The organism is Citrobacter sp. Ce119 (assembly GCF_030334525.1).
GTDB lineage: Bacteria > Pseudomonadota > Gammaproteobacteria > Enterobacterales > Enterobacteriaceae > Citrobacter > Citrobacter europaeus.
The window spans coordinates 100,036-124,573 of the sequence record NZ_JAOWDR010000059.1 but is presented as its reverse complement, the minus strand read 5'-3'; the positions used below and the strand labels follow the sequence as shown (position 1 = coordinate 124,573).

The following is a 24,538-nucleotide window of genomic DNA, read 5'->3' as shown; positions in this document are numbered from 1 at the left end:
CGAGTGTTTGTATTTTTTTATTGTGAGCAGCAGAGTGAGCCACTATGAAAACTAAAATCCCCGATGCCGTGCTGGCAGCTGAGGTTAGTCGCCGCGGTTTGGTGAAAACGACGGCAATAGGCGGACTGGCGGTGGCCAGTAGCGCGTTTACCCTGCCATTTACCCGTATTGCAAATGCCGCAGAAGCCCTTAATCCGTCACAGATTAATGAGAAGGTGATCTGGAGCGCATGTACGGTGAACTGCGGTAGCCGCTGCCCGCTGCGTATGCATGTGGTCGATGGTGAAATAAAGTATGTCGAAACCGACAACACCGGCGATGACAACTATGACGGTCTGCACCAGGTGCGCGCTTGTCTGCGTGGTCGCTCCATGCGTCGTCGCGTCTATAATCCCGATCGGCTGAAATACCCGATGAAACGCGTCGGCAAACGTGGAGAAGGCAAATTTGAGCGCATCAGTTGGGATGAAGCCTACGACATCATTGCCAGCAATATGCAGCGTCTTATTAAAGACTACGGCAACGAGTCTATCTACCTGAACTACGGCACCGGTACGCTGGGCGGCACCATGACGCGCTCGTGGCCGCCGGGTAAAACGCTGGTAGCACGGTTGATGAACTGCTGCGGCGGCTACCTTAACCACTACGGTGACTACTCTTCAGCGCAAATCGCTGCCGGGTTGAACTACACTTACGGCGGCTGGGCTGACGGTAACAGCCCGTCAGACATTGAAAACAGCAAGTTGGTGGTTCTGTTCGGGAATAACCCTGGTGAAACCCGTATGAGCGGGGGTGGGGTAACCTATTACCTTGAACAGGCGCGTCAAAAATCCAATGCCCGCATGATCATTATCGATCCCCGCTACACGGATACCGGCGCTGGTCGTGAGGATGAATGGATCCCGATCCGTCCAGGAACTGATGCGGCGCTGGTTAATGGTCTGGCGTATGTCTTGATCACCGAAAACATGGTTGACCAACCGTTCCTCGATAAGTACTGCGTAGGTTACGACGAGAAAACCTTACCGGCCGATGCGCCGAAGAACGGTCACTACAAGGCGTATATTCTAGGGCAGGGCAAGGACGGTATTGCCAAGACTCCGGAGTGGGCGGCGCAGATTACTGGTATTCCCGCTGATCGAATCGTCAAACTGGCGCGTGAAATCGGTAGCGCTAAACCAGCATACATCAGCCAGGGATGGGGACCGCAGCGTCACGCCAACGGTGAAATAGCGACCCGCGCCATTTCTATGCTGGCTATCCTGACCGGTAACGTAGGGATCAACGGCGGCAACAGCGGGGCGCGTGAGGGCTCATATAGTTTGCCGTTTGAACGTATGCCTACGCTGGAAAACCCTGTTGAAACCAGCATTTCGATGTTCATGTGGACGGACGCGATTGAGCGAGGCCCGGAGATGACGGCCCTGCGTGACGGCGTACGCGGTAAAGACAAGCTTGATGTTCCTGTTAAGATGATCTGGAACTATGCCGGTAACTGCCTGATTAACCAGCATTCTGATATCAACCGTACGCATGAAATCCTGCAGGATGAGAACAAATGCGAGATGATCGTCGTCATCGACTGCCATATGACTTCCTCGGCGAAATACGCGGACATTTTGCTGCCGGACTGCACCGCATCTGAGCAGATGGACTTCGCGCTGGATGCCTCCTGCGGCAACATGTCCTATGTGATTTTCACCGATCAGGCGATCAAGCCGCGATTCGAATGCAAGACTATTTACCAGATGACCAGCGAGCTGGCGAAGCGCCTTGGCGTCGAGCAGCAGTTTACAGAAGGTCGTACTCAGGAAGAGTGGATGCGCCATCTCTACGAGCAGTCGCGCAAAGCGATTCCTGAACTGCCAACGTTTGAAGAATTCCGTAAACAAGGGATCTTTAAACAGCGCGATCCGCAAGGGCATCACGTGGCGTATAAGGCATTCCGTGAAGATCCTAAAGCTAATCCGCTGACCACGCCGTCAGGTAAGATCGAAATTTATTCGCAGCAGCTTGCTGAGATCGCGGCAACCTGGGAGCTTCCTGAAGGTGATGTGATCGATCCCCTGCCGATTTACACCCCAGGCTTTGAGAGCTTAAACGATCCGCTGGTGGAGAAATTCCCTCTGCAGTTGACCGGCTTCCACTATAAGTCTCGCGTCCACTCGACCTATGGCAACGTAGATGTTCTGAAAGCATCCTGCCGCCAGGAAATGTGGATCAACCCGATGGATGCGCAGCGACGCGGCATTAACAACGGCGACAAGGTGCGCATCTATAACGACCGCGGTGAAGTGCATATCGAGGCGAAGGTCACACCACGTATGATGCCCGGCGTGGTGGCATTAGGAGAAGGCGCCTGGTATGACCCGGATGCAAAACGCGTGGATCAGGGCGGGTGCATTAACGTTCTGACGACCCAGCGTCCGTCTCCTCTCGCGAAGGGGAACCCGTCACACACGAACCTTGTTCAGGTTGAAAAGGTGTAAGGAGTAGCCGATGACAACCCAGTATGGATTTTTTATTGATTCCAGTCGTTGCACCGGTTGCAAAACCTGCGAACTGGCCTGCAAAGATTTCAAAAATTTAACCCCTGAAGTCAGCTTCCGCCGCATTTATGAATACGCAGGCGGTGACTGGCAGGAGGACAACGGCGTCTGGCATCAGAACGTCTTTGCCTATTACCTCTCCATTGCCTGTAACCACTGTGAAGATCCGGCCTGTACCAAGGTATGTCCGAGCGGTGCGATGCACAAACGTGAAGATGGCTTTGTCGTAGTCGATGAAGATGTGTGCATTGGCTGTCGGTATTGCCACATGGCCTGTCCTTACGGCGCACCGCAGTACAACGCTGAAAAAGGGCACATGACTAAATGTGACGGCTGCCATGAGCGCGTCGCTGAAGGCAAAAAACCTATCTGCGTGGAGTCCTGCCCACTGCGTGCGCTGGATTTTGGTCCGATTGAAGAGTTGCGCAAAAAACACGGTACTTTGGCAGCGGTCGCACCACTGCCGGGTGCGCACTTTACCAAACCGAGTATTGTCATCAAACCTAACGCCAATAGCCGCCCGACCGGGGATACAACAGGTTATCTGGCTAATCCGAAGGAGGTGTAAGATGGGAAGTGGATGGCATGAATGGCCGCTGATGATCTTCACGGTCTTCGGACAGTGTGTGGTTGGCGGCTTTATCGTTCTGGCGCTGGCGTTGATGAAAGGCGACTTACGTCCAGAATCGCAGCAGCGCGTGATTGCCTGCATGTTCGGGCTGTGGGTATTAATGGGCATTGGCTTTATTGCTTCCATGCTCCATCTGGGCTCGCCGATGCGCGCTTTTAACTCACTCAATCGCGTAGGATCTTCTGCATTAAGTAATGAGATTGCCAGTGGCTCAATTTTCTTTGCTGTTGGCGGTATCGGCTGGTTGCTGGCTACGTTGAAAAAAATGTCGCCCGCATTACGTAATCTGTGGTTAGTTGTCACCATGGTGCTGGGCGTGGTTTTTGTCTGGATGATGGTACGCGTGTATAACACCATCGATACCGTGCCGACCTGGTACAGCGTCTGGACGCCGCTGGGCTTCTTCCTGACGATGTTTATGGGCGGGCCGCTGCTGGGATATCTGTTACTCAGAATTGCTGGCGTGGATGGTTGGGCAATGCGCCTGCTGCCGGCTATCTCAGTGCTTGCTCTGGTCGTGAGCGCCATCATGTCTGTCATGCAGGGGGCTGAACTGGCGACGATCCACAGTTCGATTCAACAGGCTTCTGCGCTGGTTCCGGATTACGGATCGCTGATGGCGTGGCGGATTGTGGCGCTGGCATTAGCGCTGTGCTGCTGGATTGTGCCGCAGGTGAAGGGCTACCAGCCTGCCGTTCCGCTGCTTTCTGTGGCGTTTATTTTGCTTCTGGTCGGTGAGCTGATTGGTCGTGGCGTGTTTTACGGTTTGCATATGACCGTTGGTATGGCGGTGGCGGGTTAATTTATAGTATCTCGGATTAACTCAAGTCTTATCAGGCCTGCACGATCTGTAGGCCTGATAAGTGAAGCGCCATTAACAATACATCAGGCCAGGGGGTTCGCCCTGGTTTTACTTCTGCTTGGTCAACGTGTCGTAGCTGGTCATCAGATTGCGATAATCCGGAATGTGATTCGAGAACAACGTCGCCAGACCTTCGACATCGTTACGCCAGTCGCGGTGCAGCTCACATGCGACGCCGAACCATGTCATCAATTGAGCACCGGCCTGCGACATCCGATCCCATGCTGAATGGCGGGTAATTTCATTAAATGTGCCTGAAGCATCGGTGACAACAAAGACGTCAAAACCTTCTTCAATCGCCGAGAGCGCAGGGAAGGCAACGCAAACTTCCGTCACGACACCGGCGATAATCAGCTGCTTTTTGCCGGTCGCTTTTACTGCTTTCACGAAATCTTCGTTATCCCACGCGTTAATGTTTCCGGGGCGAGCAATATAAGGCGCATCGGGAAATTGAGCTTTTAGTTCCGGCACCAGCGGCCCATTTGGTCCAGTCTCAAAACTGGTTGTCAGAATCGTCGGGAGTTTGAAGTATTTTGCTAAGTCACCGAGCGCAAGCACGTTGTTTTTAAATTTATCGGGATCGATATCCCGAACCAGAGAGAGCAGGCCAGCCTGATGGTCGACCAGCAGTACTGCCGCATTATCTTTATCAAGTCTTACGTAAGGTTTAGTCATGGTATTTCTCCTGTTCTGCATCGGTGGGGGAAATTTGATGAGTTTAAGTCTACGAAAAGAACGATATTTGGATTAGATAGATAAATAAGAACTCACTGTTCTATTTTGAAGACAATGCAGCTCTGTATCCCGCATAGAGTTTAGTAAGAAATAAAAGTAAGGGGAGTCCATGAAATTTTTCGACTGAACGCAACGCGAGATTTTTGTTTTAGATCAATAAAAACAAGCAGATGTGTTTTTGTGCTTTTTATCTATTCACATTAAGAATCAGTAATGCAAATCGATCGTCCAGAAAGCGCCTCAGCCCTCTGATTACGCCGATTGACAATGTTTTTGGCAGTGGCATGATGCGCATGAAATTTGAACTTCCTCACGGTTTTTATTCATGTCCACCTATACCCGTCCCGTCATGCTATTGCTATGCGGGCTGCTTCTGTTGACCCTGGCGATCGCCGTGTTAAACACGCTCGTCCCGCTTTGGCTCGCCCATGAAAATCTGCCCACATGGCAGGTAGGCGTGGTGAGCTCGTCCTATTTTACCGGTAATCTGGTAGGGACGTTGCTGACCGGGTATTTAATAAAACACCTTGGTTTTAATCGCAGCTATTACATCGCCTCGCTTATTTTTGCCGTAGGTTGTGTCGGGCTGGGGATTGTGGTGGGATTCTGGAGCTGGATGACATGGCGCTTTATTGCCGGTGTTGGCTGCGCCATGATTTGGGTGGTAGTGGAAAGTGCGCTGATGTGCAGTGGGACTTCGCGTAATCGCGGACGTTTGCTTGCCGCTTATATGATGATCTATTACGTGGGGACGTTTTTAGGCCAGTTGCTGGTTAGTAAAGTATCAACTGAATTGATGAACGTTCTGCCGTGGGTGACGGGTACAATCCTGGCTGGCGTTTTACCACTGCTCTTTACGCGCATTGCCAATCAGCAGGGTGATGAACAGCAGTCTACGCCTATTGTCTCCATGCTGAAGCTGCGACAGGCGCGTCTGGGCGTTAACGGCTGTATTATTTCCGGGATTGTATTGGGGTCCTTGTATGGCCTGATGCCGCTGTATCTCAACCATCAGGGGGTGAGCAACGCCAGCATTGGTTTCTGGATGGCGGTTCTGGTTAGCGCCGGTATCCTGGGGCAATGGCCGATTGGCCGTCTGGCGGATAAGCTGGGACGCCTGCTGGTTTTACGCGTTCAGGTTTTCGTGGTAATCGTCGGGAGTATTGCCATGCTGAATCAGGCGGCGATGGCGCCCGCGTTGTTTATGTTGGGGGCGGCAGGTTTTACTCTCTACCCGGTAGCGATGGCCTGGGCCTGTGAAAAGGTGGAACACCATCAACTGGTCGCCATGAATCAGGCATTGTTATTAAGCTATACCGTGGGCAGCCTGCTTGGTCCTTCATTTACCGCGATGCTGATGCAGAATTATTCAGATAGCTTGCTGTTTATCATGATCGCCAGCGTATCGTTTATTTATTTACTGATGCTGTTGCGTAAGACGGGCCATACGCCCAATTCTATTGCGCATATTTGACCTGATTTAACAGAATACGAACAGGTTCCCATACATACTGTTTATGTATGCTTTATGGGAACCTGCATTATTTAATCACACGCTTTTGCCCTGAAAATAAAGTGTGCAGAAGATTATAGTTTTACACCCTGCCGTTTCCGCTCGCTCATTTTACCGCGCATAATCCCACGCCTGATTTTATCGTGACGCCGTTTGTGCTGGTAGGATTGGGGCTGATTTTCCCGCTTCTGGCGCGCAGGAAACAGTAATGCGTTAACTCACTTCAAGAATAGAGAGAAACTGCGCCAGGCTGGTGGTATGGGATAACTGGTGTAAGCGCTCCGCTTCATCCAGCCAGCACACCAACTGTTGGATCATTTCGATATGTTGAGTGCTGTTGGCTGCGGCAAGAACAATGATTAACCGCACATCCGGGTGTCCGGGAAACAGGACTGCTTCTTTCAGGCTCAATAGCGACAGATGTGTTTTACTGCCAATCACGCCTTCATCCGGTCGAGCATGAGGCAGGGCAAATTCTGGACTTAATATATACCATGGGCCATGTTTTTCTGTTTCATGGATGATTGCCTGAGTATAACTATGTGTAATTACGCCTTGCACTTCGAGAGGGTGACAGGCCAACTGCACGGCTTCCTGCCAGGTGCCGCATTGTTCGCGAAACTGCCAGGCTGAAAATAGCGTAGATAGCATCGTTTTATCCCCATTGTAGTTGGCAGACCGTGTAACGGTCTGCCAACCAGATTATTTGAGTGCTTCACAGATTGCAGAGGCTGAAATTCCGTATTTCTCTTTCAACTGCCGGCTGTTGCCCGATTCGGTGAATGTGTCCTGAGTACCAAGGCGACACAATCGTGAGTTGATTCCTTCTTCAGCCAGCACTTCAGCAATCTGGCCACCCAGTCCGCCGTTAATCGTATGATTTTCAATCGTGACGATACGTGGGCAATTGGCAATGAGGTGCAGGAAACGCTGACGATTGAACGGTTTTAGCGTTGCCACATGAATCAGTTTGCCCCTTTTCCCCTGCGCACTGAGCTGGGCGTAACCCGTACTCGCTTGTTCAAGAACTGTTCCTTCATAAACAATGGCGAAGTCGTTGCCTGAACTCTCCACGGCCTCGATATCGGATACTCGGGGGACAACTGATTTATCGCGTACGGGCATCGGTTCCCGGGCAACACGAATGTAGACAGGGCCGGGGATGTTTACTGCCTGCTCAAATGCAGCCTCAACTTCTTCGGCATCTGCCGGAGTCAGAATCGTGATTCCTGGCAATACACGAGTCAGGGCTAGATCTTCCAGCGCATGGTGCGAAGCGCCATCCGGGCCGTCATCCATACCTGGATGGCTACCGACCAGCTTAATGTTGGCCTTTGCGTAACAAGCCTGACGAAGCTGTGTCCATGCTGTACCAGTCACGAACATCGCGAAGTTAACGTAAAAAGGAATGTTACCTTCCAATGCCTGACCTGTGGCGAAACTCATCGCGGAGCCTTCGGCAATTCCCATTTCAAAGAATGCTTCAGGCCAGATCTTCTGAAACTGATCGGTGCGGGTGGAGCTCGCCAAATCGCTGTCGATAACGACAACTGGATAGCCTTTCTCCCTCAAAGCGAGCAGGGCATTACCAATCTCATCGCGTGGTGCTCTCATGACTGTAATTCCTCCATAGCTTGCTGGTATTGTTCCGCACTGGGTGTTTTAGAATGCCAGTCGCCGTTATTTTCCATATAGCTCACGCCGCTGCCTTTGGTGGTGCGGGCGATAATAGCTACCGGCTTGCCTTTCAGATAACGAGATAGCTGCAAAGTGTCGGCAACCTGGCACATGTTGTTACCATCCTGTAGCTCAAGTACGTGCCAGCCAAAATTACGGATTTTGTCGGCCAGTGGCTCGAGATTGATGACGTCATTGACCGGATCGTGTGAGGAAAAACCGTTGTAGTCGATGATGGCGACCAGATTGTCCATCCGCATATGAGCGGCCTGTTGCAGTGACTCCCATATTTGGCCTTCGTGCATCTCCCCATCGCCGATGATTGCGAAAACGCGGTTGGGATCCCCCGCGCGATTTTTGGCAGCAGCCATCCCCAGCGCAATTGACAGACCCTGGCCAAGCAGTCCAGTCGTTGCATCCACATCGGGAAGTGATTTCACGCTCGGATGTCCCTGCAGACGCGAGTTAATCTGACGAAAGGTGCTAAATTCGCTGCGGGATATTTTCCCCAATTGATACAGCATGGCGTACTGTGCCGCGACGGCGTGGCCTTTACTCATCACCACCCGGGCACGAGGTGTTTCATTCAGACGAACTTCTTCATGATAAATCCAGGTCAGAATATCAATAATGGAGAGTGCGCCGCCGGGATGACCAATACCGGATTCGTAAATAATGGTGACAATATCGCGGCGGGCAGATCGCGCATGAGATTTCAATTCATCAATATTCATGTTTACTCCTTATCAGGGCAGCATTTTGCCGATGTAATACACCACCAGACCAAGCGCGACGAAATCGGTTTCCGGGAAGCTGGTACCGGAAAGTCCTACCGATTCCATAATTGGGTAGATAAGTGCGGGACCAATGCCGATGAGAATGCCTGTAATAAAGCTTCCCACCACTGCGCCTTTCCAGCCTCCTGAAGCGTTGCCAAAGACGGCAGCCGTTGCCCCAATGAAGAAATAGGGGATCGCGACGGGGATGATTACCGTCTGACCAATCAGCGCAAGTATTCCCATCACCACCAGTCCGCCGACGAACGAAGAGATAAAACCAAGTACGGTAGCGGTTGGCGCGTAAGGGAATACAACCGGGCAGTCGAGCGCCGGTTTGGCATTAGGAATGAATTTTTCCGAGATCCCGAGAAATGCCGGAACGATCTCTGAAAGCAGTAAACGAACACCGGTAATAATGATGTAAAGCGAGGCGGTAAAGGTCAGTGACTGAAAAAGCGGGTAGACCAACCAGTGCATGCCACCTGCTACCGCGGTAACCGCTGTTTTCCCTGCTGCCAGTGCGGCGATGTAATAGAAAATACTGACCGAAATAGAGACTGAGACAATGTAATCTTTAAAAATCCCCAGCCATCCGGGGAGATTCAGTTTCTCCGTCGACTCTTTGGGATCGCCGACCTTCGAGCCAATCCAGCCTGAGGCCGCGTAAGCCAGTGTGACATAATGACCCATGGCGATTTCATCATTGCCGGTGATCTTACGCATCCACGGTTGGGCAATGGCCGGGTAGATGCAGGCAGCAAGGCCTAACAATACAGAACCAACCATAATCGTAACGCCATCGCTGTAACCGAGCGCTTTCAGCGTGACGGTGAGCAATGCCGAGAGATACAGATTATGTTGGCCGGTCAAAAAAATGTATTTAAACGGTGTAATACGGGCAAAAAGTAAGTTCCAGCCAAAGCCGATAACCATGATGAGTGATACGCACATGGCAAATTTGGTTTGGGCCAGGCCGGTTAGCGCCTCCGCCAACGGCATCACTCCTTTGAGTCCAAATCCATCGCTAAACAATGTCTGGAAATTACCCAGAGATGTCACTGCCAGCCCCGCGCCACCCGCAAAGACCAGAAATCCAACGATGGTTTTGAAGGTGCCGGATAATACTTTTTCAATCGGCTTGCGTTGAATGAGCAGACCGATTAATGCAATAAATCCAACTAAAAGTGGGGTTACACCCAAAATGTCGAATACAATAAACCTGAGGAGATCCATATTGCCTCCGGGAGAGGTTAGTTGCCCTGAATTACGCTGGTGAGCGCAGTTTCCATTTCTTCGCTATTCATCAAGTCGGTTATACCGATGGCTCTGAATCCAGCAGCTTCGATTTCATCGGTGAGGTCGCGCATGGTGATAACAAAATCAATCCCTTGCCAGGTGGCAAGACCGGACAATACGTCATGTTCGAGTTCAATATCCCAGCCATGCTTGTCGATGATTTTTTGCGCTTTGATTTTGAGCATTAAGGAACTGCCCATACCGGTACGACAGACAATGAGACCTTTCATTTATTTTTCTCCTGTTTTGTAAAAATAATTATTTTCATTGCTCTTGTTGTGAAAAAAATTATTATCTTAACGTGGGCAGAAAGATGTGACTGTGTTTGCATTTTGAGCAAAAAGGCGAAAAATGAGTCAGATTGACACTAACTTACTGATAAACATCAGAAATGAGGCTGGAGGGTTAAGCCCAATTCTGGAAAAAGTGGGCCGTTTTGTGACGGAGAACCCTGATTTTGTGATGAGACATACGATCACAGAGTTAGCGGATTCTATTGAAACCAGTGAAGGGAGTATTACCCGTTTTTGCCGCGCATTTGGTTTTAAAGGTTTTTCTGATTTCAGAACTGCGCTTGCGCTGGAGCAGGGAGCTGCGCGTCCTGAAGAGCAGGAAAATGATGAGGTCTCTGCCGTAGTGGCGAGCATTCGTGACAGCCATGCCATCATTAATACGCAAGAATTACAGGCTGCTGCGGCGTGGATCAACCAGGTTAATTCTGTCGCGATATACGCTGTTGGTACGGCGGTGCCCGTCGCGCTGTTCTTACAAATGAACCTGATTAAAATGGGTAAGGCGGCAAGTTTTGTCGATCGTTTTTACCTCACAACCTCATCCATGATGGTTGAACCGCAGAGCCAGGGAATCATTGTGGTGCACACTGAGCAGGCATCGGCTGATATGATGCAAGCGCTGGCGTTGGCGAAGCAGCATGGCGCGCGGATCCTTTCGCTGACCCGCGGCACCTTTGCGCCGCTTAGCCGTCTTTCGGACTGGAATCTACAGGCCGCCGTAGCCCTGAAGGGTGAGGGGGAGTATGGTTTCGCAGAAATCGCCGGTGCAATGATGGTGGCGGACAAATTACTCAATGCGCTGGAGGAGCAAGATGAGCGCTATGCGGAGTGCCGTAAAGCGCATCAGAAGAGCATTTTCTCAATTGAAAGCGTGGCGAATAAGCTCTCGGAATATTTTATGTCCTGAACCGTTTACTCAAGTGGCGCCAGATTTTTGGGGACGACATACTGTTTTCCATTATAAAGCAGGGTCCAGCTCGCCTTGCTGGACTTATCTTTTGAGGTACACTCAGCATCAGCCTGAAGATTGGCGTTGGATGCTACACTTTTCTCTCTTACACGAATATCAACGTATCCATTATGCGAGTCAGGCGTAAGTGAGAGGGTACGAGTAATATCGTTGAATGTTCCTTCACAGTTCCCGTCCCATTCCCCGGTACTGTTTTCAAGGACGATACCGTTTAATATCGTTCGTAGTTGGTCATTTTCAATAACAAACAGCGATAGCACATCTTCACTAAATGGATTTACACGGGAACTGCCGGTGCGGGCTATCCGCAAGCCAAATGCGGTTTGGTTAGTGGCGACTTTCCAGCGAGCGGTATCCAGTATCAGACCGGAAATTCGAATAGCGTCGTCATTCATCCTTTCGGGCAGGCGTAATCGTTGTTTAACGTCGAGGCTCGCGGAGTCCAGTACCAAAAGTTCCAGATCGCCAGTATGATCGTAATCGTTATCCTGTTGTGCCATCAGCGGAATCGCCGCCAATGTCAGTTCCGGGTGAGCGGGCCAGACGCGGCAAATTACGCTTTGCGCTGAGTTGCCCGTGATATCGATAACCTGATTGCTTTTGGTGAGCATCTTACCTTCCGCTGCTGGTTTTGCCTCCGGCCACGCATGCTGCACAATGGCGTTGATATCACAGGTGCCGGCGGCATTCGTACTCTGAGCGAACAGCAAAAAAAATGCTGAAACAAGTACTCTCATCGTGAAATCCTTTAGTGGCCTGAGAGGTAGAAGTGGGCAGCAACCAGCTCACTGTCGGTTAAATCAATGATTATTGGTACATGACCAGGGCGGTATAACAAGGAATCAATGGGCAAGCCATCGTTACCTTTTTGCATATCTACCGTGATTTTCAGCCCATTATCAAGGGGAAAAACCAGGTAACGTTTTTCGGTATCAACAATCTGGAGCTTATATTTTTCAAGAGATTCCATGGTTTGCGCGACGTAGTAAGCGTGGTCGGCGCTGGTTTCATTACCGTCTTCTTCACTGACTGACGGATCTAATTGGAACCTGGCGGTTATCAAACTGGCTTGTGTAATTTCCTGTTTTTGCGCTGCGGGTAATTTATTGTTATCTAACTGATAGTCAGGTGTGTCAGCAACCCAACGATAATCAATTATCTTCCAGGGGGACTCTTTTGGAATCTTTAATGGGAGAGGGAAACACTCTGCTGCGTTGATGCAGATTTTGTTATCAGCGACTTTATAAATATTGCCCATTCGGGTATCGAACGGCGTTGAGCGTAGCGCATCGATATCACTTTGACTGTACGGATTGCATTCGGCACAGCGAGCAAAGGAGTTATCGTAGAAGAAAGCGACTGTTTCTTCGGTGGTGTCATCGTTATACAGATAACGAATCTTCGGTCCGGAATCTGACCGGACCGAAGCTGTATGGAATATAAAGAGCAGTGCGAATATTCCGTATCGCAAAAATCTATCCATGATTTACTTCCTTAATGCATAAACATTAATACATCACTTTATGTCCATATTGCTCGAGAATGCCTTTCACGCGCTCCATGGTCTCTTTCTTTGGTGGCTTGACGCCATCCAGTTTGTACTCTTCGCCCATTGCCACCCATTTGTGTTTGCCCAGCTCGTGATATGGCAGCAGCTCGATTTTTTCAACGTTGCCCATATCGCGGGTAAACTCACCCAGGCGGTGCGCAGAGTCGTCATCGTCAGACCAGCCAGGCACGACAACGTAGCGGATCCACACTTTGATGTCTTTATTGGACAGGTAACGCGCGAACTCCAGCGTACGATGGTTCGATACGCCGACCAGATTCTGATGGATTTCATCGTTCATCTGTTTGAGATCGAGCATGACCAGGTCGGTGACTTCCAGCAACTCATCGATAACCGGATCGTAGCGGCGAACAAAGCCGTTAGTATCCAGACAGGTATGAATACCTTCTTTTTTACAGGCCCGAAACCAGTCACGTACGAATTCAGCTTGCAGAATAGCTTCGCCGCCGGACGCCGTCACACCGCCACCGGATGCGTTCATAAAGTGGCGGTAGGTCACGACTTCTTTCATTAACTCGTCGACGGTGACTTCTTTGCCGCCGTGCGTATCCCATGTGTCACGGTTATGGCAATACAGGCAGCGCATCAGGCAGCCCTGGAAGAAGGTAATAAAACGGATGCCCGGGCCATCAACAGTGCCACAGGATTCAAAGGAGTGAATGCGACCAATAACTGACATTGCGGTGTATCTCCAGGTGTGGCCCATCCGGGGCCTGTGTTAGTGCACAGTTATTAACTGTGTCGAGTCTGTTTTGGCTGCTATCCATACTTTTCGTCTTTCAAGCTGCATCTTTGTTAGCTACCTTCGCTCACCCCAGTCACGTACTTCTGTACGCTCCAGGGGATTCACTCCGTTGCCGCCTCAATGCAACTCGAAATCCATCGAGTATATAAGTATAGATAGCTGACAAAGCAGGCTATTAAAAAGGCCCCACTTACGTGGAGCCTTTATTGTACGCTTTTTAAAGTACGATTTCAGTCAAAACCAATTACATGGTCTGAGTGAAGGTACGAGTAATAACGTCCTGCTGCTGTTCTTTAGTCAGGGAGTTAAAACGTACAGCGTAGCCAGAAACACGAATGGTCAGCTGCGGATATTTTTCCGGATGTTCCATCGCATCCAGCAGCATTTCACGGTTCATGACGTTCACGTTCAGGTGCTGACCACCTTCGATGGACGCTTCATGGTGGAAGTAACCATCCATCAGACCAGCCAGGTTGGTCTTACGAACTTCGTCGTCTTTACCCAGTGCGTTCGGAACGATAGAGAAGGTGTAAGAGATACCATCTTTAGCGTAAGCAAACGGCAGTTTAGCAACGGAGGTCAGAGAGGCAACAGCACCTTTCTGGTCACGACCGTGCATTGGGTTAGCACCCGGTCCGAACGGCGCGCCAGCACGACGACCATCTGGGGTGTTACCGGTTTTCTTACCATAAACCACGTTAGAGGTGATGGTCAGAACAGACTGAGTCGGGATAGCGTTACGATAAGTAGTCAGTTTCTGAATTTTCTTCATGAAACGTTCTACCAGGTCAACCGCCATATCATCAACGCGAGGGTCGTTGTTACCAAACTGCGGGTATTCGCCTTCGATTTCGAAGTCTACAGCCAGACCGTCTTCATCACGAATCGGTTTAACTTTCGCATATTTGATTGCAGACAGGGAGTCAGCAGCAACGGACAGACCAGCGATACCACACGCCATGGTGCGGATAACGTCACGGTCATGCAGCGCCATCAGAGAGGCTTCGTAGCTGTACTTGTCGTGCATGTAGTGGATAACGTTCAGCGCGGTGACATACTGTTTAGCCAGCCAGTCCATGAAGTGATCCATGCGGTCCATAACTTCGTCGAAGTTCAGAACGTCGCCTTTGATCGGTTCAGATTTAGGACCAACCTGCATTTTCAGTTTTTCATCAACGCCGCCGTTGATTGCGTACAGCATGGTTTTCGCCAGGTTTGCACGCGCACCGAAGAACTGCATTTGTTTACCAACAACCATCGGGCTTACGCAGCAAGCGATAGCGTAATCGTCGTTGTTGAAGTCCGGACGCATCAGGTCATCGTTCTCGTACTGCAGAGAAGAGGTGTCGATGGACACTTTAGCGGCGAATTTCTTGAAGTTCAGAGGCAGTTTTTCAGACCACAGAACGGTGATGTTCGGCTCCGGAGAAGGACCCATGGTGTACAGGGTGTTCAGGAAGCGGAAGCTGTTTTTGGTAACCAGAGTACGGCCATCAACGCCCATACCACCGATAGATTCAGTTGCCCAAATCGGGTCACCGGAGAACAGTTCATCATATTCAGGAGTACGCAGGAAACGAACCATACGCAATTTCATGACCAGGTGGTCAATCATTTCCTGAGCGTCTTGCTCGGTGATTTTGCCTGCTTTGATATCACGTTCGATGTAAGCATCCAGGAAGGTGGATACGCGACCGAAGGACATTGCTGCGCCGTTCTGAGATTTAACAGCGGCCAGGTAGCCGAAGTAAGTCCACTGGATAGCTTCCTGAGCGTTGGTAGCCGGACCAGAGATATCGCAGCCATATTTAGCAGCCATTTCTTTGATCTGACCCAGTGCGCGGTGCTGTTCAGCAATTTCTTCACGCAGACGGATAGTTGCTTCCAGGTTTACGCCGTTTTCCAGATCGGACTGCAGAGAGACGAACTGAGCGTATTTGTCTTTCATCAGGTAGTCGATACCGTACAGCGCAACGCGACGGTAGTCACCGATGATACGGCCACGGCCATACGCATCTGGCAGACCAGTCAGAACACCGGATTTACGGCAGTTCAGAATGTCTTTGGTGTAAACATCGAATACACCCTGGTTGTGGGTTTTACGGTATTCGGTGAAGATTTTTTTCAGCATCGGGTCCAGTTCGCGATTGTACGCTTTGCAGGAACCTTCAACCATTTTGATGCCGCCAAACGGAATGATTGCACGTTTCAGCGGAGCTTCAGTCTGCAGACCAACGATTTTCTCGAGCGCTTTGTTGATGTAGCCAGCGTCGTGAGAAGTGATGGTAGAAGCAACGGAGGTGTCAAAGTCAACAGGCGCGTGAGTGCGGTTTTCCTGTTTAACGCTTTCCATCACGCTGTCCCACAGTGCAGTGGTCGCATCAGTTGCGCCAGCCAGGAAGGACTCGTCACCCTCATACGGAGTGTAGTTTTTCTGAATGAAGTCACGGACGTTTACTTCATTCTGCCAGTCACCTTTGGTAAAACCTTCCCAGGCTGTGGCTAACTTTTCATTAAGCTCGGACATGTAACACCTACCTTCTTAAGTGGATTTTTTATTTACTGCGTGTAATGGGCATCATCAGATTAATGATGATCGTTACCACGCAGATAAATGACCCAGTATGTCAACCCGACCAACAAACCGCCGCCGATAATGTTACCGATCGTAACCGGAATCAGGTTATCGGTGATGAAGTTCATCACGGTCAGGTGAGAAAAATTCTCCGGAGAAGACCCAACAGCGGCCCAGAATTCCGGGGTGGCGAAATCGCGTATTACAATACCCATAGGGATCATAAACATGTTTGCGATACTGTGCTCAAAACCGCTGGCAACAAACATTGCGACCGGTAATACCATGATAAACGCTTTGTCCATCAGGCTGCGGCCCGAGTAGCTCATCCATACCGCCAGGCACACCATCAGGTTAGCCAGGATGCCAAGACTTACCGCCTCAACAAAAGTATGGTGCACTTTGTGGTCGGCTGTCTGCAGGACGTTGAGCCCCCACGCGCCGTTGGCGGTCATGTATTCGCCGGAAAGCCACATCAGTAGTACGAAGAGCAAGCAACCAACCAGGTTACCGACATAAACGTTAAGCCAGTTTTTAGCCAATTGGCCCCAGGTAATACGACCACTGGCTTTTGCTACGACAATCAATACGGTTGAGGTAAAGAGGTCTGCGCCGCAGACAACACAAAGAATCAGCCCCAGGGAAAAGCAGATACCACCTACTAATTTTGCCATGCCGAAAGGCATAGCTCCGGTACCGGTTGTGGCGGTGATATAGAAAACAAAGGCAATTGAAATGAATACACCGGCAGTAATTGCCAGATAGAACGTCTTAAGCGGATGTTTCGTTGCTTTATAGACGCCTGCTTCTTCGGCAACTTTGGCCATTGCAGCAGGAAGAATAAGATCAAAAGGGTTGTCAGCTTTCACACTAACTCTCTCTTTATTAAGTCGGCGACGAGATACTAACAAAGCATTATAGATGAGAATTTGATATAGATCATATCTCGCCTGGCTTATAGGCCCGTAAGACGCATGGTTTTTATGCGATTACGGAGTAACTTGTTGATTATCCATATAAAAATAAATTTTAAAAATTATAAAGTGAGTTGAATTTTTTCTTTTTGTCTCCTGTCAGATGGTTAATTAAAATGGAGTAATTGAGATAAAAAACCACATTAATAAGCTAATTTTTTTAATATCAACTACTAATATTTAACCTTGTTTTTACATTTATTTTTTGATTTGACCAAAATAAAAAACAGGGCGCATAAAGCGCCCCGTAATATAGCCCAGACAATACCTTTAGCCTACTCAGCGCAGGTTGATTGTCACTATTTTGACCAGTGTGCAGCTTTCGCGCGCTGCAGTTTTTCGTAGGCTTTCAGCAGAGACTGATGCGCCGGGAAAGCCTGCAGATCGCTATCAACGGGTTGCAGCCCGTAGAACGGCGCTTCGCCACTTAATGCCGCACTTGCCGCTTCAACCGCATCGGCTCCGTACATGCGAACGAATGCGTTCAGATATTGCAGCGGTTGGCGATCTTCTTCCTGAGATAGCAGTAGCAGCGTTTGCAGGCAGCGGTAGTAGTTGGCTCGTTCAGCGCTAAAGACAGATGCGTTGAATTCCATCGTCCATTCAGTCCAGATCAGCGCCTGTTCCAGGTCGCCACCAGCCAGCGCCAGCATCACTTTAAGCTCGCCAATGCGCAGGGTATACCAACCGTTATCCGCGCCGGTCGCCAGACCAAGCAGTTCACGTACACGGGTGAAGTCGTCAAAGCCTTCTTCGTCCAACTGTTCGATCAGATTGAGATAGTCTTCTTTATCCCATTCACTGCCTGGCAGAGAGAGGATGGTGTCACGCAGATGGGCACCCATGGCGTTGTTGGCTAACCACAGATCTTCTGCCGGATAGATGTCAGACATTCCCGGAACAATAATACGGCAGGCGTAAACGCTCAGATGCTCATAGTCGGCGATATACACTTCTTTATCTTCAGCATTGAAGATAGCCATCAGGGTGGCGAACTCTTCTTCCGTAGTGCCGGAGAAATTCCAGTCAACGAACGGATAGTCGGCATCCTGCTTGAACAGATCCCAGGAGATCAGGCCGCTGGAATCAATGAAGTGGGTTTCAAGGTTAGTGTGTTCCGCCACTTCTTCATCGTCGAACGTCGGCGGGGTGAAGACATCAAGATCTTTCAGACCACGGCCCTGCAACAGTTCAGTGACGGTACGCTCCAGCGCAACACCGAAATCTGGGTGCGCGCCGAAGGAAGCAAAGCAGGTACCGTTGGCCGGGTTGAACAAGACAACGCAAATCACCGGGTACTTGCCGCCCAGCGAGCCATCGTAGGCGAAAATTGGGAAACCTTCCGCTTCCAGTTTGGCAATGGACTCCACCACTGCTGGATAGCGCGCCATCACTTCAGCCGGGATTTCCGGCAGGCTGATGCTTTCCGCGATAATGCGGTTCTTCACATGACGTTCAAAGACTTCAGACAGGCCCTGAACACGCGCTTCGTTACGCGTATTACCCGCAGACATGCCGTTAGAAACATACAGGTTGCCGATAATGTTCATCGGAATATAGACAGTCTGGTTATCCGACTGGCGGGTAAACGGCAGACCGCAGACGCCACGTTCTTCATTACCAGACTGTAGATCGATAAGCATGCTGCCGGTCAATTCGTTATCTGGATCGTAAAACGCACGCAGACGTGTATCCAGCAGACCTTCTGGTACGTCGTCATTTTCAGTCAGCGGGAACCATTTTTCGTTCGGGTAATGTACGAACGGGCCGTTGGCGATAGTTTCACCCAGCCAGAAATCCGCAAAGAAATAGTTAGTCGACAGACGCTCAAAATATTCGCCCAGCGCGGAAGCCAGCGCCGCTTTTTTCGTCGCACCTTTACCGTTGGTGAAGCACAGCGCGCATTCTTTGTCGCGAATATGTACCGACCAGACGTTAGGAACGGGATTCAACCACGAGGCTTCTTCAATTTGAAAACCGAGGTCGAGCAATTTTTGCTGGAAGCGAGCGATGGAGTCTTCCAGAGCGGCATCTTTGCCGGGGATAAATGTTTGCGTCATGAAAATCACTTTTGTCGTACGGAAAGCGCGCAATGATACGGGTTTTCAATGAACGGCGCTATCGTCGCCGGAGTTCAGGCGTAAATAAAAGTATTAGCTATGCTTTCCTACAGCCAACCACGTTTAGAGCATAATAATGAAAGCTTTCGATTTACACCGTATGGCGCTTGATAAGGTGCCCATGGATTTTCTGGGAGAAGTCGCGCTACGCAGCCTCTATACCTTTATATTGGTTTTTCTGTTTTTAAAAATCACCGGACGTCGCGGCGTACGCCAGATGTCGCTTTTTGAAGTCTTGATAATCCTTACGCTGGGTTCTGCGGCGGGAGACGTGGCATTTTATGACGATGTTCCAATGTTGCCGGTGCTGGTGGTCTTTATTACTCTTGCCGTGCTGTATCGGCTGGTGATGTGGCTGATGGCGCATAGCGAAAAAATGGAGGATTTGCTGGAGGGGAAACCCGTCGTGATCATTGAGGACGGAGAGCTGGCATGGTCAAAGCTCAGTAGCGCCAATATGACGGAATTCGAATTCTTTATGGAACTGCGTTTGAACGGTGTGGAGCAACTGGGGCAGGTGAAACTGGCTATTCTGGAGACGAACGGGCAAATCAGCGTCTACTTCTTTGCCGATGAAGACGTAAAACCGGGGCTCAGTATTCTGCCTAAACGCTGTACGCAACGATTTAAAGTCATACCTGAAGCAGGGGACTATGCCTGCATACGTTGTAGCGAAGTGGTGCACATGAACGCCGGAGATCACCAATTATGTCCGCGCTGTGCAAATCCAGAATGGTCGAAGGCCAGTCGGGCAAAACGGGTCACCTGACAGCGAAAATCTCGGTTTTTACCCGTCAATCCGATAGATTCTGTTGTGTGACGGATGACACATTTTTACCCTGGTCAGTTTTACCCATTGCGGCGCGTGTCACTGAATGATAAAACCGATATCCACAGGAATAACTTATACCAATGTCTGTCACCGGATTATCGTCAATGACAGGATGTTGATTGGACAACAACACAACGTGGTGAGGGGAAATGGCTCAGGTCTTCAATTTTAGTTCAGGTCCGGCAATGTTACCGGCAGAAGTTCTTAAACTGGCTCAACAGGATCTTCGCGACTGGAACGGTCTTGGCACGTCGGTGATGGAAATTAGCCATCGTGGCAAAGAATTCATCCAGGTCGCAGAAGAAGCGGAGCAGGATTTTCGCGATCTTCTCAGCATCCCCTCCAACTATAAAGTGTTATTCTGCCATGGCGGTGGTCGCGGACAATTCGCCGGTATCCCGTTAAATATTCTCGGTGATAAAACAACTGCGGATTACGTCGATGCCGGTTACTGGGCCGCCAGCGCAATTAAAGAAGCGAAAAAGTACTGCACGCCAAACGTTATCGATGCCAAAGTTACCGTTGACGGACTGCGCGCTGTTAAGCCAATGAGCGAATGGCAGCTTTCTGACAACGCGGCGTATCTGCACTATTGTCCGAATGAAACCATCGATGGTATTGCGATCGAAGAAACGCCGAATTTTGCCAGCAACGTGGTGGTCACGGCGGATCTGTCCTCTACCATTCTTTCCGCACCGCTTGACGTTAGCCGCTATGGCGTAATTTACGCCGGGGCGCAGAAAAACATCGGCCCGGCCGGGCTGACAATTGTTATCGTACGCGAAGATTTGCTGGGTAAAGCCCATGTGTCCTGCCCGTCAATCCTCGACTATACCGTGCTGAACGACAACGACTCCATGTTCAATACGCCGCCAACCTTTGCCTGGTATTTATCTGGCCTGGTCTTTAAATGGCTGAAAGAGCAGGGCGGTGTTAACGCGATGGATAAAATTAACCAGCAAAAAGCGGAACTGCTGTACGGCGTCATTGATAACAGTGATTTCTATCGTAACGATGTGGCGAAATCCAACCGTTCACGCATGAACGTCCCGTTCCAGTTGGCTGACAGCGCACTGGATAAACTCTTCCTGGAAGAGTCATTTGCTGCGGGTTTGCACGCATTGAAAGGGCACCGTGTGGTCGGCGGTATGCGCGCGTCCATCTACAATGCAATGCCGCTTGAAGGTGTAAAAGCGCTGACTGATTTCATGGTCGATTTCGAGCGTCGCCGCGGTTAATCTGCTGTATTTTTCATCCCCACAGCCTGTCTGTGGGGTTTTTATGTCTGTTTTTGAGAGTCGAGTTTAATGGAATCCCTGACGTTACAACCCATTGCGCGGGTGGATGGCACCATCAATCTGCCTGGATCCAAAAGTGTTTCTAACCGCGCTTTGCTGCTAGCTGCATTAGCAAATGGCACCACTGTCCTGACCAACCTGCTGGACAGCGATGATGTCCGCCATATGCTTAATGCTTTGAATGCGTTAGGGATCAGCTATACCCTTTCTGCCGATCGCACGCGTTGCGAGATAATCGGTAATGGCGGTGCGCTGCACGCAGAAGGTGCAGTAGAGCTGTTCCTTGGCAATGCCGGAACCGCAATGCGCCCGCTGGCCGCAGCGTTATGCCTGGGCGCCAATGACATCGTGTTGACGGGTGAACCGCGCATGAAGGAGCGCCCGATTGGTCATCTGGTTGATGCGCTGCGCCAGGGCGGAGCGAATATTGAATACCTGGAGCAGGAAAACTATCCGCCTTTACGTTTGCGCGGTGGCTTCGCCGGGGGACAGGTTGAGGTAGACGGTAGCGTATCCAGCCAATTCCTGACTGCGCTGTTGATGACTGCGCCGCTGGCGCCGCAGGATACGACGATCGCAATCAAAGGCGAACTGGTATCCAAACCTTACATTGATATCACACTGAACCTGATGAAAACGTTTGGTGTTGAAATTGAGAATCAGAACTACCAGCGCTTTGTCGTACAAGGGCAGCAGCAGTATCAGTCTCCGGGGGCATATCTGGTCGAAGGCGATGCTTCTTCCGCTTCCTATTTCCTCGCGGCGGGGGCCATTAAAGGCGGTACGGTAAAAGTAACCGGGATTGGTCGCAACAGTATGCAGGGAGATATTCGCTTCGCTGATGTACTGGAAAAAATGGGGGCGACTATTACCTGGGGCGATGACTTTATTGCCTGTACCCACGGTGAACTCAATGCGGTAGATATGGATATGAACCATATTCCTGATGCGGCGATGACTATTGCCACGGCTGCGCTGTTCGCAAAAGGGACGACCACACTGCGTAACATCTACAACTGGCGCGTCAAAGAGACCGACCGCCTGTTCGCGATGGCGACTGAGCTGCGTAAAGTGGGCGCGACCGTTGAAGAGGGCGAAGACTATATTCGCGTCACGCCGCCAGTGACGTTACAGTTTGCAGATATCGCGACCTACAACGATCACCGCATGGCGATGTGTTTCTCGCTGGTGGCGCTCTCTGACACGCCGGTGACCATTCTGGATCCGAAATGTACGGCCAAAACCTTCCCGGATTATTTCGAACAGCTGGCGCGTATTAGTACTCCTGCCTGATTCTCCCGGAACGCCGGTCCTCCAGGACTGGCGTTCCGAGGTCCGTAACCGCACTGTTTTTATGCTTTCAACTAATGCTAATTTGTTGATGATTTAACTTATTTATTTGTTTTTACTATAAATATCAACGGAAGATTAGCATGAAGCATAAATCACTCTTTTTGGCGTTAGCAGTTTCCGCCACGTTGCTGGCTGGTTGTAAAAATGGTGTGAATGGCGACCTTGTTGCCAGTTCCGGTATGGCTGCTTATAAAGCAGCGACACTTTCTGATGCTGATGTCAAAGCCCTCTCTAACAGTTCATGTAAGCAGATGGATAGCGAAAATCAGCTGGCGGGCGCGAAAAGCAAGTACACTAAGCGCCTGAATAAAATTGCGAAAGCGTTGGGGAATAACATTGATGGAACGCCGGTTAACTATAAAGTTTATATGACCAGTGATATCAATGCCTGGGCAATGGCGAATGGATGCGTACGTGTTTATTCGGGCTTGATGGACCTGATGACCGACAATGAAATAGAAGGCGTGCTGGGTCATGAGCTGGGCCATGTTTCTTTAGGGCACTCGCGTAAAGCAATGCAGACCGCGTATGCCACTCTGGCTGCGCGTGATGCTATTTCTGCGACCAGCGGCGTCGCTTCTCAGCTTTCCCAGTCTCAGTTGGGCGATTTGGCAGAAGGCGTGATTAATTCAGCGTTCTCCCGTAGTCAGGAATCAGATGCGGATGACTTTTCCTATGACTTGCTGAAAAAACGCGGTATTGACCGTCAGGGCTTAGTGACTGCGTTTGATAAGTTTGCCACGATGGACGCAGGCCATGCCAAATCGCTGATGGATTCTCACCCAGCATCTGACGATCGCGCTCAGCATATGCGTGAACGCATCGCTGCAGATAAAAAGTAAATCAGTGTCATCTTCCGGGCTGGTTTCTCACCAGCCCGCTATAATTGCGCAATTCTTCCTCATATCGTTACAGACTAATCGGGTTTTTACACTCTGTGTTAACGATTATTTGCGTTGGCGCGTATAATGCGCGGCGTTCACGTTAACGTATGCCCGTTTAAGGAGAAAAAGATGACGGCAATTGCCCCGGTTATTACCATTGATGGCCCAAGCGGTGCAGGTAAAGGCACCTTGTGCAAGGCAATGGCGGAAGCATTGCAGTGGCATCTGTTAGATTCAGGCGCGATCTACCGCGTACTGGCGCTCGCAGCGTTGCATCACCATGTTGATGTCACATCTGAAGATGCCCTGGTACCGCTTGCCTCACACCTGGATGTGCGTTTTATCTCAACGGACGGCAACCTTGAAGTCATTCTGGAAGGTGAAGATGTCAGCGGCGAAATCCGCACCCAGGAAGTGGCGAATGCCGCCTCTCAGGTCGCTGCGTTTCCTCGCGTACGTGAAGCGCTGTTACGCCGTCAACGCGCGTTTCGTGAAGCGCCCGGTCTGATCGCCGACGGACGTGACATGGGGACCGTGGTGTTCCCGGATGCGCCGGTGAAAATTTTTCTGGACGCCTCCTCGCAAGAACGTGCGCATAGACGTATGCTACAGTTGCAGGAAAAGGGCTTTAGTGTTAACTTTGAACGCCTTTTGGCCGAGATCGAAGAACGCGATTATCGCGATCGTAACCGTGCTGTAGCGCCGCTGGTTCCCGCTGCTGATGCTTTAGTTTTGGATTCAACCCGATTAAGCATTGAGCAAGTGATTGAAAAAGCGTTACAATACGCGCGCCAAAAACTGGCACTCGCTTAAGTGCGACCGAATTTGCAGTACCCCCGTTGCAATGGATTGACAGCGGGTATGTTAAACAACCCCATCCGG

At 50.3% G+C, this 24,538-nt stretch carries 22 protein-coding genes and 1 pseudogene; 11 read left to right on the top strand and 12 right to left on the bottom strand.

Going from position 1 to position 24,538, the window contains the following annotated elements; all coding sequences use genetic code 11:
* The first annotated feature begins 44 nt into the window (after positions 1-44).
* From dmsA to OGV80_RS17620, 3 genes are read left to right on the top strand one after another with little or no spacing between them, the layout of a single operon-like run.
* Positions 45-2,489: a dimethylsulfoxide reductase subunit A gene (gene dmsA / locus OGV80_RS17630; RefSeq protein WP_087052620.1), complete on the top strand. Its 2,445-nt coding sequence runs from the start codon at positions 45-47 to the stop codon at positions 2,487-2,489.
* 10 nt (positions 2,490-2,499) lie between these two features.
* Positions 2,500-3,117: a DMSO/selenate family reductase complex B subunit gene (locus tag OGV80_RS17625; protein WP_003035741.1), complete on the top strand. Its 618-nt coding sequence runs from the start codon at positions 2,500-2,502 to the stop codon at positions 3,115-3,117.
* Position 3,118: 1 nt separating this feature from the next.
* Positions 3,119-3,982 carry a dimethyl sulfoxide reductase anchor subunit family protein gene (locus OGV80_RS17620; RefSeq protein WP_043015747.1) on the top strand — a complete coding sequence of 288 codons (864 nt, stop codon included), beginning with the start codon at positions 3,119-3,121 and terminating at the stop codon, positions 3,980-3,982.
* Between the two features lie 108 nt (positions 3,983-4,090).
* Here the strand turns inward: OGV80_RS17620 and ycaC are convergent, their stop codons facing one another.
* Entirely contained in the window at positions 4,091-4,717 is a 627-nt protein-coding gene (ycaC, locus tag OGV80_RS17615; protein WP_043015748.1) for an isochorismate family cysteine hydrolase YcaC, read from the bottom strand.
* Between the two features lie 385 nt (positions 4,718-5,102).
* On the opposite strand from ycaC, the gene OGV80_RS17610 reads away from it, so the two are divergent.
* Together OGV80_RS17610 and OGV80_RS24530 are read left to right on the top strand one after the other, a co-directional pair.
* Positions 5,103-6,251 (top strand): MFS transporter, encoded by a 1,149-nt coding sequence (locus OGV80_RS17610; RefSeq protein WP_087052621.1) that lies wholly within the window; start codon positions 5,103-5,105, stop codon positions 6,249-6,251.
* 179 nt (positions 6,252-6,430) lie between these two features.
* Positions 6,431-6,499 (top strand): annotated as a pseudogene (locus tag OGV80_RS24530) (transporter); the annotation flags it as partial.
* A 4-nt stretch (positions 6,500-6,503) separates the two neighbouring features.
* Here OGV80_RS24530 and OGV80_RS17605 read toward each other — a convergent pair.
* Genes OGV80_RS17605 through OGV80_RS17585 form a run of 5 tightly spaced genes read right to left on the bottom strand, consistent with a single transcriptional unit; the run spans position 6,504 to position 10,272 of the window.
* Positions 6,504-6,941 (bottom strand): PTS sugar transporter subunit IIA, encoded by a 438-nt coding sequence (locus OGV80_RS17605; protein WP_043015750.1) that lies wholly within the window; start codon positions 6,939-6,941, stop codon positions 6,504-6,506.
* A gap of 51 nt (positions 6,942-6,992) precedes the next feature.
* Positions 6,993-7,904 (bottom strand): transketolase family protein, encoded by a 912-nt coding sequence (locus OGV80_RS17600; protein ID WP_042309472.1) that lies wholly within the window; start codon positions 7,902-7,904, stop codon positions 6,993-6,995.
* Positions 7,901-8,701, bottom strand: coding sequence for a transketolase (locus OGV80_RS17595; RefSeq protein WP_087052622.1), 801 nt, complete (start codon positions 8,699-8,701; stop codon positions 7,901-7,903). The genes OGV80_RS17600 and OGV80_RS17595 overlap by 4 nt, the downstream gene beginning before the upstream one ends.
* Before the next feature lie 12 nt (positions 8,702-8,713).
* Positions 8,714-9,979 (bottom strand): PTS ascorbate transporter subunit IIC, encoded by a 1,266-nt coding sequence (gene ulaA, locus OGV80_RS17590; protein WP_042309469.1) that lies wholly within the window; start codon positions 9,977-9,979, stop codon positions 8,714-8,716.
* A 17-nt stretch (positions 9,980-9,996) separates the two neighbouring features.
* Entirely contained in the window at positions 9,997-10,272 is a 276-nt protein-coding gene (locus OGV80_RS17585) for a PTS sugar transporter subunit IIB (protein ID WP_042309466.1), read from the bottom strand.
* A 121-nt stretch (positions 10,273-10,393) separates the two neighbouring features.
* Between OGV80_RS17585 and OGV80_RS17580 the strand changes: the two genes are divergently transcribed.
* On the top strand, positions 10,394-11,242 hold the full coding sequence (locus tag OGV80_RS17580) for a MurR/RpiR family transcriptional regulator (RefSeq protein ID WP_042309464.1): 849 nt from the start codon (positions 10,394-10,396) through the stop codon (positions 11,240-11,242).
* 5 nt (positions 11,243-11,247) lie between these two features.
* Here the strand turns inward: OGV80_RS17580 and OGV80_RS17575 are convergent, their stop codons facing one another.
* From OGV80_RS17575 to ycaO, 6 genes are all read right to left on the bottom strand, one after another.
* Positions 11,248-12,042 (bottom strand): PA3715 family protein, encoded by a 795-nt coding sequence (locus OGV80_RS17575; protein WP_087052623.1) that lies wholly within the window; start codon positions 12,040-12,042, stop codon positions 11,248-11,250.
* An 11-nt stretch (positions 12,043-12,053) separates the two neighbouring features.
* Complete coding sequence (locus OGV80_RS17570) at positions 12,054-12,788, bottom strand: hypothetical protein (RefSeq protein ID WP_043015753.1); 735 nt, start codon at positions 12,786-12,788, stop codon at positions 12,054-12,056.
* A gap of 25 nt (positions 12,789-12,813) precedes the next feature.
* Positions 12,814-13,554 carry a pyruvate formate lyase 1-activating protein gene (gene pflA / locus OGV80_RS17565; RefSeq protein WP_003035751.1) on the bottom strand — a complete coding sequence of 247 codons (741 nt, stop codon included), beginning with the start codon at positions 13,552-13,554 and terminating at the stop codon, positions 12,814-12,816.
* A gap of 310 nt (positions 13,555-13,864) precedes the next feature.
* Entirely contained in the window at positions 13,865-16,147 is a 2,283-nt protein-coding gene (pflB, locus tag OGV80_RS17560) for a formate C-acetyltransferase (RefSeq protein WP_286515421.1), read from the bottom strand.
* A gap of 59 nt (positions 16,148-16,206) precedes the next feature.
* Positions 16,207-17,064, bottom strand: coding sequence for a formate transporter FocA (gene focA, locus OGV80_RS17555; RefSeq protein ID WP_140389852.1), 858 nt, complete (start codon positions 17,062-17,064; stop codon positions 16,207-16,209).
* A gap of 404 nt (positions 17,065-17,468) precedes the next feature.
* Positions 17,469-19,229, bottom strand: a complete 1,761-nt coding sequence (gene ycaO, locus OGV80_RS17550) for a 30S ribosomal protein S12 methylthiotransferase accessory factor YcaO (RefSeq protein WP_080626331.1) — start codon at positions 19,227-19,229, stop codon at positions 17,469-17,471.
* A 136-nt stretch (positions 19,230-19,365) separates the two neighbouring features.
* On the opposite strand from ycaO, the gene OGV80_RS17545 reads away from it, so the two are divergent.
* The 5 genes from OGV80_RS17545 (at position 19,366) to cmk (ending at position 24,469) form a co-directional block, all read left to right on the top strand.
* A complete protein-coding gene (locus tag OGV80_RS17545; protein ID WP_043015756.1) occupies positions 19,366-20,058 on the top strand; it encodes a DUF421 domain-containing protein in 693 nt (230 codons plus the stop codon).
* A gap of 212 nt (positions 20,059-20,270) precedes the next feature.
* Complete coding sequence (gene serC, locus OGV80_RS17540; protein WP_043015757.1) at positions 20,271-21,359, top strand: 3-phosphoserine/phosphohydroxythreonine transaminase; 1,089 nt, start codon at positions 20,271-20,273, stop codon at positions 21,357-21,359.
* A 69-nt stretch (positions 21,360-21,428) separates the two neighbouring features.
* On the top strand, positions 21,429-22,712 hold the full coding sequence (aroA, locus tag OGV80_RS17535; RefSeq protein WP_087052624.1) for a 3-phosphoshikimate 1-carboxyvinyltransferase: 1,284 nt from the start codon (positions 21,429-21,431) through the stop codon (positions 22,710-22,712).
* A gap of 140 nt (positions 22,713-22,852) precedes the next feature.
* Entirely contained in the window at positions 22,853-23,614 is a 762-nt protein-coding gene (gene loiP, locus OGV80_RS17530; RefSeq protein ID WP_048225883.1) for a metalloprotease LoiP, read from the top strand.
* Positions 23,615-23,785: 171 nt separating this feature from the next.
* Entirely contained in the window at positions 23,786-24,469 is a 684-nt protein-coding gene (gene cmk, locus OGV80_RS17525; RefSeq protein WP_005123561.1) for a (d)CMP kinase, read from the top strand.
* The last annotated feature ends 69 nt before the right edge of the window (positions 24,470-24,538 follow it).

Bases quoted from the DNA above. Each gene is read 5' to 3' on its own strand.
- cmk (WP_005123561.1), top strand. From the start codon at position 23,786: ATGACGGCAATTGCCCCGGTTATTACCATTGATGGCCCAAGCGGTGCA.
- dmsA (WP_087052620.1), top strand. From the start codon at position 45: ATGAAAACTAAAATCCCCGATGCCGTGCTGGCAGCTGAGGTTAGTCGC.
- pflB (WP_286515421.1), bottom strand. From the start codon at position 16,147: ATGTCCGAGCTTAATGAAAAGTTAGCCACAGCCTGGGAAGGTTTTACC.
- OGV80_RS17600 (WP_042309472.1), bottom strand. From the start codon at position 7,904: ATGAGAGCACCACGCGATGAGATTGGTAATGCCCTGCTCGCTTTGAGG.
- OGV80_RS17620 (WP_043015747.1), top strand. From the start codon at position 3,119: ATGGGAAGTGGATGGCATGAATGGCCGCTGATGATCTTCACGGTCTTC.
- OGV80_RS17610 (WP_087052621.1), top strand. From the start codon at position 5,103: ATGTCCACCTATACCCGTCCCGTCATGCTATTGCTATGCGGGCTGCTT.
- OGV80_RS17575 (WP_087052623.1), bottom strand. From the start codon at position 12,042: ATGAGAGTACTTGTTTCAGCATTTTTTTTGCTGTTCGCTCAGAGTACG.
- aroA (WP_087052624.1), top strand. From the start codon at position 21,429: ATGGAATCCCTGACGTTACAACCCATTGCGCGGGTGGATGGCACCATC.
- OGV80_RS17605 (WP_043015750.1), bottom strand. From the start codon at position 6,941: ATGCTATCTACGCTATTTTCAGCCTGGCAGTTTCGCGAACAATGCGGC.
- ycaC (WP_043015748.1), bottom strand. From the start codon at position 4,717: ATGACTAAACCTTACGTAAGACTTGATAAAGATAATGCGGCAGTACTG.
- OGV80_RS17545 (WP_043015756.1), top strand. From the start codon at position 19,366: ATGAAAGCTTTCGATTTACACCGTATGGCGCTTGATAAGGTGCCCATG.
- loiP (WP_048225883.1), top strand. From the start codon at position 22,853: ATGAAGCATAAATCACTCTTTTTGGCGTTAGCAGTTTCCGCCACGTTG.
- serC (WP_043015757.1), top strand. From the start codon at position 20,271: ATGGCTCAGGTCTTCAATTTTAGTTCAGGTCCGGCAATGTTACCGGCA.
- OGV80_RS17625 (WP_003035741.1), top strand. From the start codon at position 2,500: ATGACAACCCAGTATGGATTTTTTATTGATTCCAGTCGTTGCACCGGT.
- OGV80_RS17580 (WP_042309464.1), top strand. From the start codon at position 10,394: ATGAGTCAGATTGACACTAACTTACTGATAAACATCAGAAATGAGGCT.
- ycaO (WP_080626331.1), bottom strand. From the start codon at position 19,229: ATGACGCAAACATTTATCCCCGGCAAAGATGCCGCTCTGGAAGACTCC.
- pflA (WP_003035751.1), bottom strand. From the start codon at position 13,554: ATGTCAGTTATTGGTCGCATTCACTCCTTTGAATCCTGTGGCACTGTT.
- ulaA (WP_042309469.1), bottom strand. From the start codon at position 9,979: ATGGATCTCCTCAGGTTTATTGTATTCGACATTTTGGGTGTAACCCCA.
- OGV80_RS17595 (WP_087052622.1), bottom strand. From the start codon at position 8,701: ATGAATATTGATGAATTGAAATCTCATGCGCGATCTGCCCGCCGCGAT.
- OGV80_RS17585 (WP_042309466.1), bottom strand. From the start codon at position 10,272: ATGAAAGGTCTCATTGTCTGTCGTACCGGTATGGGCAGTTCCTTAATG.
- OGV80_RS17570 (WP_043015753.1), bottom strand. From the start codon at position 12,788: ATGGATAGATTTTTGCGATACGGAATATTCGCACTGCTCTTTATATTC.